The following is a 17,556-nucleotide window of genomic DNA, read 5'->3' on the forward strand; positions in this document are numbered from 1 at the left end:
CCCTACTATGCCAGCTCTTAATAAGCGGCCTTTTGTCTGAAGATGGACAAAAGGTCGATATCACGCATTTCATACTCAATGATTCACTGTAAACGCAAGCATTTGTGACAACTGGCACATAGGGCGACCACTGTCGGCATGCCATTGATTGAAAGCGTTTTGCACAATCGCCAAGTCACGCAAGCTGGTCGGCGCTTTGTCCACCAACTTTTGTGCATTCAACGCAGCAACAACGTCGTAGCTGGGCACGAAAGTGTCTTTGCCAACCATACGTAAAAAGCGCGGCGCCGATAACCCGCCCAATTGATGCCCGTGTTTGGCCAGGTACTTCCACAGCCCCACAATGTCCGTTACCGGCCAATCGGCAATAAACGCGCCGAAACTGCCATGTTCGTGAGCGATATCGAGCACCATCTGCGCGTTGCGCGGCACGCTTTTAAGCTTGCCCAAATGGCGAATGATGCGCGCATCCTGCATCAAGCGCTCCAAATGCTCAGCGCCCATCAGCACGACCTTTTCAGGGTCGAAGCCAAAAAAAACCTCTTCAAACACGGGCCATTTATTGTCAACCACGCTGTGCTTGAGCCCAGCACGAAACACCCGCAGGGCCAAGGTGGACAGGTAGCGATCATCAGGGATTTGACGCAATTGCGCCGGGGTGCGCGGTATGGGCAGTTCGGCTTCCAACGCGGCTGACGAACCAAAGCGGTTCAAACAGTATTCGTGCAGCCATTTGTAATCGCGCATGCCCTCTCCTCTTGGTCTTTGGGGTGTTACACACGGGCTCAGAGCCAAGGATCGGCCTAGAGGTTCAACAGGTTGACGAAACGCGGGGTGGCGTTTTCATCTATTTTCAAGCTGACAAAGTCAAACAGGTCGCGATCGGCCAATTGCGATGGCATCACGTTCTGCAAGCTGCGAAAGATGCTTTCGGTGCGCCCTGGGGTCTTGCGATCCCACTCTTGGAGCATGTCTTTGACTACTTGGCGTTGCAGGTTTTCCTGCGAGCCGCAAAGGTTACACGGGATGATCGGGAACTGTTGCAAATCGCTATACGCCTGAATGTCCTTCTCGTTGCAGTAAGCCAGCGGTCGGATCACCACATTGCGCCCGTCATCAGACCGCAACTTAGGCGGCATCGCCTTGAGCGTGCCGTTGAAGAACATATTGAGGAAGAAGGTTTCTACGATGTCGTCACGATGATGCCCCAAGGCCATCTTGGTCGCGCCTATTTCATCCGCGAAGGTATACAAGGTGCCGCGACGCAAGCGCGAACACAGTGAACAGGTGGTCTTGCCTTCGGGGATCAGTTCCTTGACTACCGAGTAGGTGTCTTTTTCAACGATGTGGTATTCCACGCCCAACGACTTGAGGTACGCCGGCAGTACGTCTTCAGGGAAGCCCGGCTGCTTTTGGTCCATGTTCACGGCCACAATCGAGAACTGAATTGGTGCCACCTTTTGCAGGTGCAGCAGCACGTCCAGCAAGGTGTAGCTGTCCTTCCCGCCCGACAGGCAAACCATCACCTTGTCGCCGTGCTCAATCATGTTGAAGTCAGCGACTGCCTCGCCAGTTAGTCGGCGCAGGCGTTTCTGGAGTTTAAGTTGAGAGACCGAAAGAGTGCCCATAGCGCTTCAAATCCGCGAGTTAGACCAAAAAAGCTGGCCATTTTACTTAAAAATGTTCTGCGGTCGAAGCCCCGGCGACCCGGCTAAAGACGCCAATGCTATAAGCCAGCCCCTGACAGCACAATATGCTCTAAGGGGCCGGTTTTATTGGGCGGCAGGTTTCCTATACTGCGACATAAGGCCGCACACCTACCTGCTCGATGACATGTTCTGGCTGCGCGACCTCCACGCGTCCCACTGGGGGCGATGCGTTTCAGACAGGAGCAATTAGCCATGATCCATCACGTTGTGGGCCTCTTCACCCACCCCGATCAAGAGTGGCGGCAGATCCGTGGCGATGCCGAAGAAAGCATCAGCCACATGTACTTCACACACACATTGATTTTGGCCGCCATCCCGGCCATTTCTGCGTTTATCGGCACGACCCAGGTGGGCTGGGTGATTGGCAACCGTGCACCCGTGATGCTGACGCTCGACAGCGCGCTATGGATGACGCTGATGTCTTACATCGCAATGCTGGCGGGTGTGGCGGTGATGGGGGCGTTCATTCATTGGATGGCCCGCACCTACGATGCGCAACCGAGCATGGCGCGTTGCGTGGCGTTTGCCACGTACACAGCGACGCCGTTGTTCATTGGCGGGCTGGCAGCGCTGTACCCGCATATGTGGCTGGGCATGGTGGTTGGCACCGCGGCCATTTGCTACACGGTGTATTTGCTGTACGTGGGCCTGCCTACCTTCATGAACATTGACCCAGACGAAGGCTTTTTGTTTTCAAGTTCTGTTCTGGCGGTAGGCCTTGTAGTGCTGGTGGCGATCATGGCGTTTACCGTGATTGTCTGGGGGTTGGGCGTTGGCCCGATTTATACCAACTGAAAACACTTCTCCCGTATGAGCTGGCGCCAGCTCATACGGGAGGTGATTAACCATTGGGCGCCTTCAGCTTCGGAACCCCCTCTGCTTGCGGCATAATCGCCAGCTCTGGAGAACCGAATCACATGCCCGAGTTGCTCAAAACCCGCGTCGAAGACTGCTTCAAACAGGCCGAAGTGTTTTTCAAGCGCCCTTTCAAACGCCCTGTGGTCAGCTTCAAACTGCGCGGCCAAAAAGCGGGCGTGGCGCATTTGCATGAAAACTTGCTGCGCTTTAACCCACAGCTTTACCGCGAAAACAGTGAAGACTTCCTCAAGCAAACGGTGGCGCACGAAGTCGCCCATCTGATTGCTCATCAATTGTTTGGCGAACGCATTGCCCCTCACGGCGAAGAGTGGCAACTGATCATGCGCGGGGTGTATGAGCTGGCGCCCAATCGTTGCCACACTTACGCCATCAACCGCCGTACCGCCACCCGCTACATTTACAAATGCCCCTGCCCTGACAGCGATTTCGCGTTTTCAGCCCAGCGTCATGGTCTGGTCAAGCAAGGCCGGGGGTACTTATGCCGGCGCTGTCGAAGCACCTTGGTGTTCAGCGGCCAAACCCGAGTGGAATGAGCCCCATAAAAAAACCCATCCGAAGATGGGTTTTTTGTGCGCTCAGGTTTACTTCAACAACGAAGGCGCCGGGCCTTCGGCCACACCCAGATCATCGACTGGGCGAGTGTCATCCAGCGGACGACCACCAGAGTCCAGCTCAGATTGCATCTGGTCTACGTCCAGCTCTTTAACCCACTTGGCCACAACCAGTGTGGCAACGGCGTTCCCCACCAGATTGGTCAGAGCACGCGCTTCGGACATAAAGCGGTCGATACCCAGAATCAGCGCCAAACCGGCTACCGGCAAATGGCCTACAGCAGACAGGGTGGCAGCCAGCACGATAAAGCCACTACCGGTCACACCCGCCGCACCTTTGGATGACAGCAGCAGTACCAGCAGCAAGGTGATCTGGTGCGTGATGTCCATGTGTGTGTCGGTTGCCTGAGCAATAAACACGGCAGCCATCGTCAGATAGATGGAGGTGCCATCGAGGTTGAACGAGTAACCCGTTGGAATCACCAGCCCCACAACGGATTTCTTGGCGCCCAGGCGCTCCATTTTCACCAGCATGCGCGGCAGGGCCGATTCCGACGAGGACGTGCCCAGTACGATCAGCAGTTCTTCACGGATGTAGCGAATCAGCTTGATCACGCTAAAACCGTGAGCGCGAGCAATCCCACCCAACACCACCAGCACGAACAGTACGCACGTGATGTAGAAGCAGATCATCAACTGGCCCAATTGCACCAGCGAACCCACGCCATAAGCGCCGATGGTGAAGGCCATCGCACCCAAGGCACCCAGTGGCGCAAGCTTCATGATCATGTTGATGATGTTGAACATCACGTGGGCGAAGCGATCAATGAAGTCCAGCACCGGCTTGCCGTAAGCGCCCAGGCGATGCAGGGCAAAACCGAACAGCACCGAGAACATCAACACTTGCAGGATGTCGCCATTGGCAAACGCGCCGACGATGGTCGAAGGAATGACGTTAAGAATAAAGCCAACGATGCTTTGATCCGCGCCAGCGGTGACATAAGCCGCTACTTTGGACGCGTCCAGAGTGGACACGTCAATGTGCATGCCCGCGCCCGGTTGAACCACGTTCACCACGACCAGCCCGATCAACAGGGCAATGGTCGACACGATTTCAAAGTACAGCAACGCATAACCACCGGTCTTGCCAACCGACTTCATGCTCTGCATTCCGGCGATACCGCTCACCACCGTACAGAAAATAATGGGGGCGATGACCATCTTGATCAATTTGATAAAGCCATCACCCAAAGGTTTGAGTGCTACGCCGGTTTCCGGGTAGTAGTGGCCCAGCAAAATGCCGATAGTAATCGCTACGATCACTTGGACATACAGGGATTTGTACAGTGGCTGACGAGTCGTCATTGCAAAGTTCCTCAAGTGCATCACTCAGTCATCATTCCATCTGAGACCGGTGACACCTAAAGCGCGAACCCTCCTGTACTTGGAGGGATTTGTTGTGTCGAGCTGCTCTAACGGCAGACCTCTCGCACTTATTGCAAGGCGCGGGCCAGATCGAATAAAAACCGCTCCAGCGCTTATCACGCCTGCACTTGCAGGACTTTACAGGCGGGTTTTGTAGGACAACATTTGGCGGGTTTCCGCCCATTGAAGGGAGTCTGAGCCGCAAGATGGCGGATATCCGCCTTACCAAAGACCGGAGCAGGAGAAGACTGCAATCTTTTGATCTCTAATAAGAAAGCGCTCAGCCTGCGCCCGCTTCAACTTACTTATTTGCCGGGAAAGTGGATTCGAAACACAGCTCCGCCTAGCGGTGAGTCTCCTAGCGTCAGTTGGGCGTCGTAACTTTCGATGATGTCTTTGACCACTGCCAAGCCAATGCCCTGCCCCGGATGTTGACGGTCCAGCCGCTCGCCCCGTTGCAGAATCCGAGCCCGCTGCCCCTCGGGTATACCGGGGCCATCGTCTTCCACAGTCACGTCGATCCCACCGGCGTGTTGTTGCAGGCTGATTCGTACTTGCCCCAGACACAGTCGGTAGGCGTTTTCCAGCAAATTACCGAGCAGCTCCAGCAACGCGTTTTGCTCGATGGGCACGTGACTGAGCGTCGGAATGTCGTAGCTAACCTTGACCTGCTTGTCGCGATACACCTTGTCCAGCGTGTTGCACAGGCTTTGCACCACGGGCTGAAGCTCGACTTGATGACGCACCAGGCCGCTTTTGCGCAAGCTGGCGCGCTGTAACTGGTAGCTGATTTGTTGATTCATGCGCTCGATCTGGGTTTGCAGCACCCAGGCTTGCTCGCGCTCAGTCGGGCGCTGGGCCATGCTTTCGCTCACCCCCTGCAATACGGCCAACGGGGTTTTCAGGCTGTGGGCCAAGTCATCAAGGGAATCGCGATAACGAGTGCGCTGTTCACGCTCGCTTTGCAGCAACCGGTTCAACGAGCCCGTAAGGCGCAACAGCTCACGCGGATGCTGCTCACTGAGGCTTTGGCGCTCTCCCGATTCAATTTGATCCAGTTCCTGACTCAAGCGTCGCAACGCACGTAACCCCCACGTCAGACCAATCCACAGCAATGCCAAAAGCACACACAAGGCCGCGCCAAACCCCAAATACAGGTTTTCCCGCAGCCCGGCGAGGGTTTGGTTGTATTCACGCATGGGTTGCAACGCAACAAAGCTAAAGGCCGCACTCTTGCCCCCCAGCAGCTTGACCTCTACGTCGTAAACAAAAAACTCTTCGCCGCTGGCTTCACGAATGCTCGCAAATTCATTGCCGCGTCCGTCATAGCGCGGCTTGTAGTTGATGCGTTCTTCTTGGGTGGCCCGCGAACGCCAGACCAAATGGCCTTCACGGTCATAGATGTAACCTAGCAGGCGGCTGTCAGGCAGGTTGAACTGCTCATCCGGCAGTAACACTGGCATTTTCAGACGATTTTTCTCGACCTTGGCCGCCGAGATCAGCGTGGTGACATCTGACGCCAGGCGCTGCTCGATGGCATCTTTGAGCGCCAGACTGAACGCGCCCTGCATCGCCGGTAACAGCGCGAGCATAAACAACACGGCCAGCAGCGTGGCCGCCAGCATCAACCGAACACGAAGTGAACGAATCAACGGCAGCGCTCAGTAAACAGGTAGCCCAAGCCACGCACTGTATCGATAGGTTTAAAACCGTTTGCCCCCTCAAGCTTGCGTCGCAGGCGCCCGACCAGCACCTCGATCACATTCGGATCACGTTCCTCGTCATCCGGGTACAACTGTTCCATCAAGCGATCCTTGGCGACTACTTGCTGATGATGGCGCATCAGGTATTCAAGAATCCGGTACTCATAAGCGGTCAACGCCAGCGGCTGGCCCTCAAGCACTGCTTGCTTGCGATTGATGTCCAGTACTAACTCGCCAGCAACGATGGTCGATTGGGTAAAGCCGCTGGAACGGCGCAACAACGCATTAAGGCGCGCTTCAAGCTCTTCAAACTGAAACGGCTTGACCACGTAATCGTCAGCGCCAGCCGCCAGCCCTTCGACTTTGTCCTGCCAATTGCCGCGTGCCGTAAGAATCAGAATCGGAAACGTCTTGCCACGTGCGCGCAACTCGCGAATCAGCTCCAGCCCCCCAAGCCCCGGCAACCCGAGATCAATCATTGCCAGGTCATGATTAAACTGCTCGGTTTGATACAGCGCCTCTTCAGCATTGGCCACAGCCTCGACCACATGGCCGTTTTCGCTCAGGCGCGTTTGCAAGTGATGGCGCAGCAATGCTTCATCTTCGACCACCAGCAATTTCATCGCACTCTCCCAAGCTAAATCTGCATCTCTCAGGGCGTATGCCCAATGCCAGCATGCAGCGCCTGCACACCTGTAACGTCGCCACAGTAAGCCGTTAGCCCTGAACACTTTCTGAACAATATGGTTAAGGCCTACCCAGCCTGGCTCAGACCCGGCAAAATGCGCCGCATGAATCGACTCCCCACTTTGCCCGCCTGCTGCACACCGCTGCGCACTGACTGGCCTTTGCCGCAAGCGTTGCCGGGTTGCGTGCTGGTCAGCACCGACTTCACTGCGGCCCTACTCAACGTCGATGATTTTCAGCATTGCGCCATCGACATGCCCGCCAGTATTCAACGCTCGGTGGCTAAACGCCAAGCCGAATTTCTGGCCGGGCGGCTCTGTGCCCGTGCAGCCTTGCTGCAACTGGACAACACCCACGCCACGCCCACCATTGGCGAAGACCGCGCACCTGTCTGGCCCGCGCACATCGCAGGCGCTATCACCCACAGCAACGGTCGCGCCGCCGCCATCGTGGCGCTTAAGCGTGACTGGCAAGCACTGGGCATGGACCTCGAAAACCTGCTCAGCGACGAACGCGCCAAGCGTCTGGCTAGAGAGATCCTCACCCCCGATGAGCTGCAACGCATGGCCAAGGGGCCTGCCGAACAGATCGCACAGTGGGTGACCCTGACCTTTTCCGTCAAAGAAAGCCTGTTCAAAGCGCTATTCCCCCTCGTTGGGCAACGCTTCTACTTCGAACACGCCGAAGTCTTGAGCTGGTCGCCCGAGGGTCACATACGCCTGCGGCTACTGACTGACTTGTCTGCCCAATGGCATCACGGTCGCGAGCTGGACGCTCAGTTTTGTGTGACCAATGGGCAACTGCTGAGTGTGGTGGCGATCAAGGCCTAAAATGCGCCTGCCTGCCCGCAAAAATAGACTTGCATCATTATTTGCTCGCTTAACCGCGCGTACATTTCTGGCCTGATCCAACGTCATGTTATGGTTTGCGCCCCCTAATCGAGCATCTTGCAACCATGCCCGTGACTTCTCGTTCTCTGCGCTTGGCGTTGTATACCGTATTGGTTTTGATCGGGGCGGCTTTGGCTGGCAGTTGGGCGATGCGTCAGGCCCAAGAGCATGCGTTGCTGGACAGCGCCAAGCGTGGGCCTGAGCAACTCAGCCTGTATGCCAATTCGTTGCACACCTTGATTGAGCGCTATCGCGCCCTGCCCGCCGTGCTCGCCTTAGACGCCGAGCTGATCAACGCACTGAGCGGCCCTGTCACCCCGCAAGTTCAAGCGGCGCTTAATCACAAGCTGGAGCGCATCAACGGCGCGGCCAAGTCTTCGACCCTTGAACTGCTCGACAGCACCGGCCTGGCCGTTGCCGCCAGTAACTGGAACACCTCAAACAGTTATGTGGGCAACAATTACGGATTTCGCCCCTACTTTTTGCAAACCCGCAGTAAAGGGAGCGGGCGTTTTTATGCCGTGGGTGTCACCAGCGGGATTCCGGGCTACTTCCTGTCCAGCGCCGTACACGACGCCAATGGTCAGTTTTTAGGGGCGATGGTAGTCAAGCTGGAGTTCCCGGAGCTGGAACGCGAATGGAGCCAGGGCAACGACACGCTATTGGTCAGCGATGCCCGAGGGATTGTGTTTATCGCCAATCAGCCTGGTTGGCGTTATCGACTTTTGCGCCCATTGAACGACAACGACCGCAACGAAATCTCCATTACCCGCCAATACGACAAACAACCGCTGACGCTGATGAACACCCGCACTCTAAGCAGCTTTGGCGACAACAGTTACTTGAGCCGTGTTGATGGCCCGGACGGCCCGGCGGATTACCTGTGGGGTTCTTTACCGCTCAGCGCCGAAGGCTGGACGCTGCACTTACTGCGCCGCCCACCTGCTGCTGTCGAAGACCGGCGCAATGCTGCACTGGCCGCCATTGGGTTGTGGCTGACGCTGGTGTTTTTGGGGCTGTTTTTATTCCAGCGCTGGCGGCTGGCACGAATGCGTCAACGCAATCGTGAAGAGCTTGAAGAACTGGTCGAAGTGCGCACCCGGGATTTACGCACCGCCCAAGACGGCCTGGTGCAATCAGCCAAACTTGCAGCGCTGGGGCAAATGTCGGCAGCGTTGGCTCATGAAATCAATCAACCGCTCACCGCTCAGCGTATGCAATTGGCCACGTTGCGCCTGTTACTCGATCATGGCCGCATCGAAGACGCCTACAAAGCCTTGGCCCCACTGGAGCAGATGCTCACCCGCATGGCCGCACTGACAGGACATCTCAAAACCTACGCCAGACAAAGCCCAAGCGGCCTGCGCGAACGATTGGATCTGGCGAGCGTGGTGGACCAATCCTTACAGCTACTAGAGCCACGCTTGAAAGAAGAAGCCGTTGAGCTAACCCTTCAATTGATACGACCCGCGTGGGTACGCGGCGATGCGATTCGTTTGGAGCAAGTGCTGATCAACCTATTGCGCAACGCACTGGATGCCATGCACGACAAACCGCGCAAGCGCCTTGAAATCTGCATCACGGCCGATCAACAACTGTGGCACCTGACCGTCAGCGACAGTGGCGGCGGGATCAATGAGGCACAGTTGGGTAAAGTATTTGACCCGTTTTTCACCACCAAGCCCGTGGGCGAAGGGCTTGGGTTAGGATTGGCGGTGTCTTACGCCATTGTTCACGAACTGGGCGGTCGCCTGACTGCCAGCAATCACACCGATGGCGCGCTGTTTACGCTCACACTGCCCATCGCACAGGACATTTGAAACATGCTCAATTCGGTGATTGTGGTCGATGACGAGGCCAGTATTCGTAACGCCGTGGAGCAATGGTTGAGCCTGAGCGGATTTGACGTGCAGTTGTTCAGTGGCGCGCAAGACTGCCTCAAACAGTTACCCGTGCACTTCCCCGGTGTGATTGTCAGCGACGTGCGCATGCCAGGCATGGACGGCATGGAGCTGCTGACTCGACTGCAACAACTGGACCCAGACTTGCCGGTGATCCTGCTGACCGGTCATGGCGATGTGCCAATGGCGGTTGAGGCCATGCGCGTGGGCGCTTACGACTTTCTCGAAAAACCCTTCAGCCCCGAAGCGTTGCTCAGCAGCCTGCGACGTGCCCTGGAAAAACGTCAATTGGTACTCGAAAATCGCCGCTTGCACGAACAGGCTGACTTGCGCGAGTTGATCGATGGACGCTTGTTGGGCGTGTCCCGCAGCTTGCACACCTTACGCCGCCAAGTAATGGACTTGGCGCCGCTACCCGTCAATGTGCTGATTCGCGGCGAAACCGGCAGCGGTAAAGAACTGATCGCCCGCTGCCTGCATGACTTTGGCCCTCGCGCCGACAAACCCTTTGTAGCCCTTAACTGCGCGGCCATCCCTGAACAGCTGTTTGAAGCCGAATTGTTTGGCCACGAAAGTGGAGCGTTCACCGGCGCCCAAGGCAAGCGCGTGGGCAAGCTCGAATACGCCGATGGTGGCACCTTGTTTCTCGACGAGATCGAAAGCATGCCGTTGGCGCAACAAGCCAAGCTGTTGCGGGTGTTACAAGAACAAAAACTGGAGCGTTTGGGCTCAAACCAAAGCATCAATGTGGACTTGCGCGTGATTGCAGCCACTAAGCCCGATTTGCTCGAAGAAGCCCGTGCGGGGCGCTTTCGCGAAGACTTGGCTTATCGCCTGACCGTGGCCGAACTGCGATTGGCACCGCTGCGCGAGCGGCGTGAAGATATTCCATTGTTGTACGAGCACTTTTCCCGCAGCGCTGGCGAACGCCTGGGGCGTAACGCCCAGCCGTTGACCGGAACACAGTTGTTGCACCTGCTGAGCCACGATTGGCCCGGCAACGTGCGCGAACTGGCTAACGTCGCTGAGCGCCACTTACTGGGCTTGGGCGACCCGCATCTGGATGAAATCGACGCAGGCCAATCCTTGGTGGCACAACAGGAAGCGTTTGAAGCGCAATGTCTGCGCGCGGCGTTGACCCGGCATAAAGGCGATATCAAGGCTGTGCTCAATGAGCTACAACTGCCCCGCCGCACGCTAAACGAAAAGATGCAACGCCACGGGCTGGTGCGCGAAGACTTTACCCAGGCCCCGTAAACGCTTCACGCACTGCCTGACTTTACGGCGGCTACACCATCGAACATAGCCCCACAGCACAGTGCTTTTGTAGTGGCTGCCAAAGGCTGAGTTCGGGCGCGCTGCGTCCGCCCCCCCACCGCAGCACCTGATTTTACGATTGCTGTGCAGTCGATCGCAGCCTTGGGCAGCAACTACAGGGTGTGTGGTCTGCGCACGCGCCATTCCAATAGGCGGATTTCCGCTTAGCGCCACCAACAGCATCAGCGGATTTCCGCTCATCAATCTCGCCACCCCCTTGTAAACAGGGCTTTTTTTTCTTGGCACAACTCCTGCTATAAGCAGCGCAAGCACGCGTTTTGTCGCGCTATAACAAAACCAAGAAAACAAGGATCCATTCAATGGACAACTCAAGCACCCTGCCTGCTGGGTCTGCCTCTGCATCCCCCAAAGAAAAGACCACCTCCAGCCGCATTAAATCGATCTTCAGTGGCTCCGTCGGCAACATGGTCGAGTGGTACGACTGGTACGTTTACGCCGCGTTCTCGCTGTACTTCGCCAAGGCATTTTTCCCGAAAGGCGACACCACCGCCCAATTGCTCAACACCGCCGCGATCTTCGCTGTCGGCTTTTTGATGCGCCCAATCGGCGGCTGGCTGATGGGCCTGTACGCTGACCGTAAAGGCCGTAAAGCCGCGTTGATGGCCTCCGTATTGCTGATGTGTTTCGGCTCGCTGCTCATTGCGCTGTCACCGGGTTATGAAACCATCGGCGTCTGGGCTCCTGTGCTGTTGGTTTTCGCCCGCTTGTTGCAAGGGTTGTCGGTGGGTGGCGAATATGGCACCTCGGCCACTTACCTGAGTGAAATGGCGACCAAAGAACGTCGTGGCTTCTTCTCCAGCTTCCAGTACGTCACCCTGATTTCGGGCCAGCTCATCGCGCTGGGCGTACTCATCGTGCTGCAACAAACCCTGACTGAAGAGCAACTGTACAGCTGGGGCTGGCGCATTCCGTTTGTGATCGGCGCCTTGTGTGCAGTGGTTGCGCTGTACCTGCGTCGTGGCATGGAAGAAACCGAGTCGTTCAAAAAAACCAAGGTCAAGCCCAAAGAAAGCGCCATGCGCACTTTGCTGCGCCATCCAAAAGAGCTGATGACCGTTGTCGGCCTGACGATGGGCGGTACGCTAGCGTTTTACACCTACACCACGTACATGCAGAAGTACTTGGTCAACACCGTGGGCATGAGCATCTCGGACTCCACCACGATTTCGGCCGCCACCCTGTTTCTGTTCATGTGCATTCAGCCGCTGGTAGGCGGGCTGTCTGACAAGGTCGGGCGGCGTCCAATCTTGATCGCGTTCGGCGTGCTAGGAACGCTGTTCACGGTGCCAATCCTGACCACATTGCACACCATCACCACTTGGTGGGGGGCGTTCTTCCTGATCATGGCGGCACTGATCATCGTCAGTGGTTACACCTCGATCAACGCCGTGGTCAAAGCCGAACTGTTCCCGACTGAAATCCGCGCACTGGGTGTTGGTCTGCCCTACGCACTGACCGTATCGATCTTCGGCGGCACCGCTGAATACATCGCGCTGTGGTTCAAAAGTGCGGGCATGGAAACCGGCTACTACTGGTACGTCACGGCGTGTATCGCCTGTTCGTTGCTGGTGTACGTCACCATGAAAGACACCCGCAAACATTCGCGCATCGAAACTGACTAAAGGTATGCGCGACATGTTTTCGAGCAAAGGTTAGACGCGCCTGTTTTCAACAGCCGCATAACCGACGCAGACACATTCCACGCTCACCCCGTAACCGTTGCCCGGCAGCGATTACGGGGTGATGTGCAGTGTTAATACAACTCAGCCACTGGCGGCTGAGTTTGTCGATTTTTGGCGTACGCCGCCCCTGCGATCATCAGTACCAAAACCCCCGCCAAGACCAGTGACGAACCCACAGTGCCGAAGTCCAGCCCACCCTTTTCATGAGGCTTGGTCAGAAAGTCGCCCAAGGTTGCGCCAAAAGGCCGCGTCAGCACGAACGCGACCCAGAACAGCACCACCGACGAGATTTTGGTGAAGTAGCGCGCCAGCACGACCAGCGCGATAGTCGCCCCAATAAACAGCGCGCCGCCTGCAAAGCCCAGCCCAGAATCATCTGCCAGGTAATCTCCCAACGCAGTGCCCAGCGTGTTGGAAAACAAAATGGCCATCCAATAAAACATCTCGCCCCGCGGGGTTTGCACTTTGCTGACGTTGAGTGACTCGCCGCTCCACTTCCAGAGCGCAAAAATGGCCACCAAAATCGACACCAAAATCAATGATCCAGTGGCGTAGCCCAAGCCCAGCGTGCGGTCCATAAAGTCCGACATGGTGGTGCCAGCAGTGCTGGTCGACAGAATCACCAGCCAATACAACACGGGGTTGTACGTTTTGGAAAACAGCTGCGTCAGCAATGTCAGAACAAACACGCTGATCAGGATCATCGAACTGACGGCATAACCCACATTCAGGGTCATCGACAGCAAATCACCGGCCGTCTCGCCCAAGGTCGTGGCGCAAATTTTCATCACCCAAAACGCAAGGGTAACTTGAGGAAGTTTGTTCATTGAGTTATGGCTCCAAGGGATGCAAAGCCGTTAGGGTTTTCGGCTTTTTTGCCCGCTGGAGACTGGCGTTTATGCGGTGAAAAAAAGGTAACGCACAGATGAAAAGTCCGTCTTCAAATAAGAATTAACTGACATTAATGGCCAGTTAATTCTGAAGACCCACTCTCCACTCAAACAATTCCTACAGTGGCAAGCAGCGTAGTTGGCATCGGCCTCCGTAAGCCCAACACCCTGCGAGCCATGATTAAACACGCCCTAACACATCTAATTAATAGATTATTAACAGCTATTTAATGCGCTTTTTAATCGGATTAATCGGCGTAAAATTCGATCCATAGACAGCAATCACCCAAACACGCAACAGGAGCTCCACCATGAAAACCAAATTGATCCTTGCCACTGCCCTTTCGGTTCTGGCCCTTAACACCTTCGCCGCTGATGGTTATGACCGCACACACTCCGCTACCTTTGCTGAGGATGGTTACAGCAACACGCGTTCAGCTTCGTTCGCAGCTGACGGTTACGACCGCACAGGCTCTGCAACCTTTGCCGAAGACGGCTACAGCAGGACGCATTCCGCCGCCTTCGCAGCCGATGGCTACGACCGCACCAACGGCGCCCGCTTCAGCTAACACTGAAGTTGGCATACAGCCCGGCCTTGGCCGGGCTTAGTCGTTTTGGGGCGGAATAAACGAAGCACTGCGCTCACCTAACAAGCGAGCAAAGTAACGCCTGCAACGCCGCAGATCAGGTCAACGCAGACTCAGGCTTTGTCATTCGCCTGAATGCCTTGCACTATATGGCCCCTCTATCTCAGTTGTTTGCGGACTACGCCCATGCATGACGATATCCATTTCTACGAACCTTCCCAGGGCCACGGCCTGCCCCACGATCCGTTCAATGCCATTGTTGGGCCGCGCCCAATTGGCTGGATTTCGTCGCACGATGCGCAAGGGCGGTTGAACCTGGCGCCTTACAGTTTTTTCAACGCCTTCAATTACATCCCGCCGATCATTGGTTTTTGTAGCGTGGGCCGTAAAGACAGCCTCAATAACATTGAGCAAACAGGGGAGTTCGTCTGGAATCTGGCCACCCGCCCATTGGCCGAAGCCATGAACCAAAGCTGCGCAATGGTAGGGCCTGAGGTCAATGAGTTTGAGCTGGCAGGGCTAACCACCGTGGCTTCACGCGTTGTGAGCGTGCCCCGTGTGGCTGAGACGCCTGTGTCGTTTGAATGCAAGGTGACGCAGATTATTCAGTTGCAGCGGGCAGACCATGAGTGGGTGCCAAGCTGGCTGATTTTGGGCGAAGTGGTGGCCGTGCACATTGCCAAATCGCTGCTTAAAGACGGGATTTATGACACGGCGGCGGCAGAACCTATTTTGCGTGGCGGCGGCCCAGCAGATTATTTCCAGCTAGGCCCCGAGGCGTTGTTCAAAATGCACCGCCCGCAGGTGGCTAAATAGTCCACACCAGCTCGGCGTCGTCACTGACGCCTTGCAGGGCTTGCAGTTGTTGCGCAGCAGCATCATCGGCTTCAGACGCGGTTTTGAAGGTTTGCTCAGTCAAGACCTTGTGAAAACGCGGGGCACCGCCTTCGTACAATGCTTTGACTGCAATTGCTGCGTGATAAACGCCAGGTTCAACAGGCACAACCGCCGATACGGCTTCAAATTGTGCAAACTCTTTACGCGCCATGCTTAACATCTCGGCCAGTGAAAAACCGGCATTCTACCCGCTTAGCCCGCGCGCATCTGCACGTGGCTCAGTTGCGCATCGCTGAACGTCTGAAAATCCAGACGCTCGACCACCTGCTGCTGCACCAGCACGCTATAAACGTCCATCAACGGTGAGTTGAAATACGCCTGCATCGAGGGTTCATCTTGCCAGTAGCCGGCAACGTGCCACAGCAAAGGGTCGCTACGCGAATGCTGCAAGGCAAAATGCAGGCAACCGGGCGTTCGAAGCGTCGGCTCGATCAGTTGGTTCAAGCAGGCTTGCACCTGAGCCGAACACCCGACGCGAGCGCGAACCACGGTCATGTGACTGACGGCAATGGGCTGGGGCATTGAGGCCTCCACACAGGCAAGTGGTTTTAGGGGAAGGTTCAAAGCTTAAGGCGCAGCATGCTGGGGCGTTAGTCGATTCCTGCCCCTGGCTTGCACAATCGTGCAAATCCTCGTTGTGGCCATGATCAGCCGGCTAGAACTGCCCCACCGCTGGCAATCAGACTTTCGAGCAATCACACCGGTCTGGGCCGTGGTAAACACGCATCTAGGGTGTAACGCTGACAGGATCAGGCAAGACAACAGCAGAAATTGGCTACCCCTAAGCCTTGCACAAACTTAAGCTGTGACAACCCCGCTGCTTGAATGAGGATGTGCCGCATGTCTGTGTTGGAACCACCGCTCCCCGCGCTCGACCCTGCGCTCGAAAAGCAGCGCGTGGAACTGGCCGATCTCATTGACCGCCACACGCGCAGTGATGGCACTTGCGCCACAAAGGTTGATGCCCTGTTTGTGTCGCGCTACAGCGAGTCCAGCGACTTTGCGCCCAGCCTGCCGCAACCGGCGTTATGCATCCTGGCTCAAGGCCGTAAAGAGGTGCGATTGGCAGACGAGCAGTTCGCCTATGACCCGCTTAATTACTTGGTGGTGTCAGTCTCGATGCCCATCAGTGGACGAGTGGTTGAAATATCGCCCGACAAGCCAGTATTGGCCTTGCGCCTTGATATCGACCCAGTCGAGATCACGACGTTAATCAGCGATGCCGGGCCTATCGGCGTCCCTTCGCGTCCGGCTGGGCGCGGGGTGTACGTTGAACCTATTGACCCGCCGATGCTCGACGCCTTGTTACGGCTGACCCGCCTGCTCGACACTCCCAAAGACATCGCCATGCTCGCGCCACTGATCCGTCGTGAGATTTTGTACCGACTATTACGTAGCCCACAGGGCTATCGGCTGTATGAAATCGCCACCGAAAACAGTCAAACCCACCGCGTCAGCCGGGCGATTTCTTGGCTTAACGGCAACTTCGAGCAACCGCTGCGCATCGACAGCTTGGCTCGCGAAGCCAACCTCAGCGTTTCAACTCTGCACCATCGGTTCAAGGCGATGACCGCCATGAGCCCGCTGCAATACCAAAAGCAGCTACGGCTTAACGAAGCGCGACGGCTGATGTTGAGCGAAGGTCTGGACGCCTCGGCCGCGGGGTATCGCGTGGGCTATGAGAGCCCGTCGCAATTTAGCCGCGAGTACAGTCGCCAGTTTGGTGCGCCCCCAGTGCGGGATTTAGCGCGCTTGCGCATGACCCCATAAAGCGCTGACGGGAATGTTTCGGGTCTTGGACTTCATCAAGCATCGCAATCGCAAAGTCAGCGAAGCTGATCCAGCTTCGACCCTCAGCACTGACCAGCAAATGGTCTTGGCCCAGACGGAACTTACCAGTGCGCTCACCCGGCACAAACTCGGCTGACGGTGAGAGGAAGGTCCAGTCCAGCTCTGCTTCTTTGCGCAGCGTCTACAGATAAACGCCGCCTGCACTGGCTTCGGCTTTGTACATTTCAGGGAAGTCCGGGCTGTCGATGACCTTGCTGCCATCGGGCAACAACAACGAGCCTGCACCACCCACAAATAGCAGGCGTTTCACACCGGACTTTTTCACTGGTTCAATGATGGCTGCCGCTGGTAACGTCGAAAAATTCGCAGCACTCAGCACTGCGTCGTGGCCCGCCACCGCAGCTTGCAGCGCAGGGGCATCATTGATATCTAGCTCCTTGATGATCACGCCCTCACGGGGACCAATTTTCGACGCGTGGCGTGCAATGGCGGTAACGCTATGTCCACGGCGCAACGCCTCTTCCAGCAATTGGCTACCCACATGACCGGTTGCACCAATAATTGCAATCTTGCTCATATCGTTCTCCTTTAAATGAAGGTGGCAACAACACCACCGCAATTGAAAT

Annotated in this window: 17 protein-coding genes and 1 pseudogene; 9 read left to right on the plus strand and 9 right to left on the minus strand. The window is 56.3% G+C overall.

Going from position 1 to position 17,556, the window contains the following annotated elements; all coding sequences use genetic code 11:
- Positions 1–75: 75 nt before the first annotated feature.
- Both ACZRJQ_RS05875 and ttcA read right to left on the minus strand, forming a co-directional pair.
- Positions 76–747: a DNA-3-methyladenine glycosylase I gene (locus ACZRJQ_RS05875; protein ID WP_463977442.1), complete on the minus strand. Its 672-nt coding sequence runs from the start codon at positions 745–747 to the stop codon at positions 76–78.
- 56 nt (positions 748–803) lie between these two features.
- Complete coding sequence (gene ttcA, locus ACZRJQ_RS05880; RefSeq protein WP_463977443.1) at positions 804–1,628, minus strand: tRNA 2-thiocytidine(32) synthetase TtcA; 825 nt, start codon at positions 1,626–1,628, stop codon at positions 804–806.
- A 273-nt stretch (positions 1,629–1,901) separates the two neighbouring features.
- Between ttcA and ACZRJQ_RS05885 the strand changes: the two genes are divergently transcribed.
- The gene (locus ACZRJQ_RS05885) at positions 1,902–2,504 is read left to right on the plus strand and encodes a Yip1 family protein (RefSeq protein WP_463977444.1); all 603 of its coding nucleotides are present in this window, start codon (positions 1,902–1,904) and stop codon (positions 2,502–2,504) included.
- Between the two features lie 122 nt (positions 2,505–2,626).
- A complete protein-coding gene (locus ACZRJQ_RS05890; protein WP_463977445.1) occupies positions 2,627–3,121 on the plus strand; it encodes a SprT family zinc-dependent metalloprotease in 495 nt (164 codons plus the stop codon).
- A gap of 48 nt (positions 3,122–3,169) precedes the next feature.
- On the opposite strand, the gene ACZRJQ_RS05895 is transcribed toward ACZRJQ_RS05890, so the two are convergent.
- The 3 genes from ACZRJQ_RS05895 to ACZRJQ_RS05905 form a co-directional block, all read right to left on the minus strand.
- Complete coding sequence (locus tag ACZRJQ_RS05895) at positions 3,170–4,504, minus strand: dicarboxylate/amino acid:cation symporter (RefSeq protein WP_463977446.1); 1,335 nt, start codon at positions 4,502–4,504, stop codon at positions 3,170–3,172.
- Positions 4,505–4,869: 365 nt separating this feature from the next.
- The gene (locus tag ACZRJQ_RS05900) at positions 4,870–6,216 is read right to left on the minus strand and encodes an ATP-binding protein (protein WP_463977447.1); all 1,347 of its coding nucleotides are present in this window, start codon (positions 6,214–6,216) and stop codon (positions 4,870–4,872) included.
- The gene (locus tag ACZRJQ_RS05905) at positions 6,213–6,890 is read right to left on the minus strand and encodes a response regulator (protein WP_463977448.1); all 678 of its coding nucleotides are present in this window, start codon (positions 6,888–6,890) and stop codon (positions 6,213–6,215) included. Before ACZRJQ_RS05905 ends, ACZRJQ_RS05900 begins: the two co-directional genes overlap by 4 nt.
- A gap of 168 nt (positions 6,891–7,058) precedes the next feature.
- Between ACZRJQ_RS05905 and ACZRJQ_RS05910 the strand changes: the two genes are divergently transcribed.
- The 4 genes from ACZRJQ_RS05910 to ACZRJQ_RS05925 all read left to right on the plus strand — a co-directional run bounded on the left by ACZRJQ_RS05910 (position 7,059) and on the right by ACZRJQ_RS05925 (position 12,705).
- The gene (locus ACZRJQ_RS05910; RefSeq protein WP_463977449.1) at positions 7,059–7,784 is read left to right on the plus strand and encodes a 4'-phosphopantetheinyl transferase family protein; all 726 of its coding nucleotides are present in this window, start codon (positions 7,059–7,061) and stop codon (positions 7,782–7,784) included.
- 125 nt (positions 7,785–7,909) lie between these two features.
- Positions 7,910–9,664: a sensor histidine kinase gene (locus ACZRJQ_RS05915; RefSeq protein ID WP_463977450.1), complete on the plus strand. Its 1,755-nt coding sequence runs from the start codon at positions 7,910–7,912 to the stop codon at positions 9,662–9,664.
- Between the two features lie 3 nt (positions 9,665–9,667).
- Positions 9,668–11,002: a sigma-54-dependent transcriptional regulator gene (locus ACZRJQ_RS05920; protein WP_463977451.1), complete on the plus strand. Its 1,335-nt coding sequence runs from the start codon at positions 9,668–9,670 to the stop codon at positions 11,000–11,002.
- Positions 11,003–11,382: 380 nt separating this feature from the next.
- Positions 11,383–12,705, plus strand: a complete 1,323-nt coding sequence (locus ACZRJQ_RS05925; protein WP_463977452.1) for an MFS transporter — start codon at positions 11,383–11,385, stop codon at positions 12,703–12,705.
- Between the two features lie 131 nt (positions 12,706–12,836).
- Here the strand turns inward: ACZRJQ_RS05925 and ACZRJQ_RS05930 are convergent, their stop codons facing one another.
- On the minus strand, positions 12,837–13,592 hold the full coding sequence (locus ACZRJQ_RS05930; protein ID WP_463977453.1) for a COG4705 family protein: 756 nt from the start codon (positions 13,590–13,592) through the stop codon (positions 12,837–12,839).
- A gap of 374 nt (positions 13,593–13,966) precedes the next feature.
- On the opposite strand from ACZRJQ_RS05930, the gene ACZRJQ_RS05935 reads away from it, so the two are divergent.
- Positions 13,967–14,224 (plus strand): hypothetical protein, encoded by a 258-nt coding sequence (locus ACZRJQ_RS05935; RefSeq protein WP_463977454.1) that lies wholly within the window; start codon positions 13,967–13,969, stop codon positions 14,222–14,224.
- 204 nt (positions 14,225–14,428) lie between these two features.
- Positions 14,429–15,058, plus strand: coding sequence for a flavin reductase family protein (locus ACZRJQ_RS05940; RefSeq protein ID WP_463977455.1), 630 nt, complete (start codon positions 14,429–14,431; stop codon positions 15,056–15,058).
- Here the strand turns inward: ACZRJQ_RS05940 and ACZRJQ_RS05945 are convergent.
- Positions 15,051–15,290, minus strand: coding sequence for a hypothetical protein (locus ACZRJQ_RS05945; protein ID WP_463977456.1), 240 nt, complete (start codon positions 15,288–15,290; stop codon positions 15,051–15,053). The two genes, ACZRJQ_RS05940 and ACZRJQ_RS05945, sit on opposite strands and share 8 nt — an antisense overlap.
- Before the next feature lie 41 nt (positions 15,291–15,331).
- Positions 15,332–15,661, minus strand: coding sequence for a putative quinol monooxygenase (locus ACZRJQ_RS05950; RefSeq protein WP_463977457.1), 330 nt, complete (start codon positions 15,659–15,661; stop codon positions 15,332–15,334).
- Positions 15,662–15,979: 318 nt separating this feature from the next.
- Between ACZRJQ_RS05950 and ACZRJQ_RS05955 the strand changes: the two genes are divergently transcribed.
- A complete protein-coding gene (locus ACZRJQ_RS05955) occupies positions 15,980–16,909 on the plus strand; it encodes an AraC family transcriptional regulator (protein WP_463977458.1) in 930 nt (309 codons plus the stop codon).
- On the opposite strand, the pseudogene ACZRJQ_RS05960 reads toward ACZRJQ_RS05955, so the two are convergent.
- Positions 16,908–17,507 (minus strand): annotated as a pseudogene (locus ACZRJQ_RS05960) (NAD(P)-dependent oxidoreductase); the annotation flags it as partial. The gene ACZRJQ_RS05955 and the pseudogene ACZRJQ_RS05960 sit on opposite strands and share 2 nt — an antisense overlap.
- Between the last annotated feature and the right edge of the window lie 49 nt (positions 17,508–17,556).

The sequence above is a fragment of the Pseudomonas sp. E315 genome (genome assembly GCF_055406205.1).

Bases quoted from the DNA above. Each gene is read 5' to 3' on its own strand.
- ACZRJQ_RS05905 (WP_463977448.1), bottom strand. From the start codon at position 6,890: ATGAAATTGCTGGTGGTCGAAGATGAAGCATTGCTGCGCCATCACTTG.
- ACZRJQ_RS05940 (WP_463977455.1), top strand. From the start codon at position 14,429: ATGCATGACGATATCCATTTCTACGAACCTTCCCAGGGCCACGGCCTG.
- ACZRJQ_RS05885 (WP_463977444.1), top strand. From the start codon at position 1,902: ATGATCCATCACGTTGTGGGCCTCTTCACCCACCCCGATCAAGAGTGG.
- ACZRJQ_RS05910 (WP_463977449.1), top strand. From the start codon at position 7,059: ATGAATCGACTCCCCACTTTGCCCGCCTGCTGCACACCGCTGCGCACT.
- ACZRJQ_RS05925 (WP_463977452.1), top strand. From the start codon at position 11,383: ATGGACAACTCAAGCACCCTGCCTGCTGGGTCTGCCTCTGCATCCCCC.
- ACZRJQ_RS05950 (WP_463977457.1), bottom strand. From the start codon at position 15,661: ATGCCCCAGCCCATTGCCGTCAGTCACATGACCGTGGTTCGCGCTCGC.
- ACZRJQ_RS05875 (WP_463977442.1), bottom strand. From the start codon at position 747: ATGCGCGATTACAAATGGCTGCACGAATACTGTTTGAACCGCTTTGGT.
- ACZRJQ_RS05920 (WP_463977451.1), top strand. From the start codon at position 9,668: ATGCTCAATTCGGTGATTGTGGTCGATGACGAGGCCAGTATTCGTAAC.
- ACZRJQ_RS05890 (WP_463977445.1), top strand. From the start codon at position 2,627: ATGCCCGAGTTGCTCAAAACCCGCGTCGAAGACTGCTTCAAACAGGCC.
- ACZRJQ_RS05895 (WP_463977446.1), bottom strand. From the start codon at position 4,504: ATGACGACTCGTCAGCCACTGTACAAATCCCTGTATGTCCAAGTGATC.
- ACZRJQ_RS05955 (WP_463977458.1), top strand. From the start codon at position 15,980: ATGTCTGTGTTGGAACCACCGCTCCCCGCGCTCGACCCTGCGCTCGAA.
- ACZRJQ_RS05935 (WP_463977454.1), top strand. From the start codon at position 13,967: ATGAAAACCAAATTGATCCTTGCCACTGCCCTTTCGGTTCTGGCCCTT.
- ACZRJQ_RS05915 (WP_463977450.1), top strand. From the start codon at position 7,910: ATGCCCGTGACTTCTCGTTCTCTGCGCTTGGCGTTGTATACCGTATTG.
- ttcA (WP_463977443.1), bottom strand. From the start codon at position 1,628: ATGGGCACTCTTTCGGTCTCTCAACTTAAACTCCAGAAACGCCTGCGC.
- ACZRJQ_RS05930 (WP_463977453.1), bottom strand. From the start codon at position 13,592: ATGAACAAACTTCCTCAAGTTACCCTTGCGTTTTGGGTGATGAAAATT.
- ACZRJQ_RS05945 (WP_463977456.1), bottom strand. From the start codon at position 15,290: ATGGCGCGTAAAGAGTTTGCACAATTTGAAGCCGTATCGGCGGTTGTG.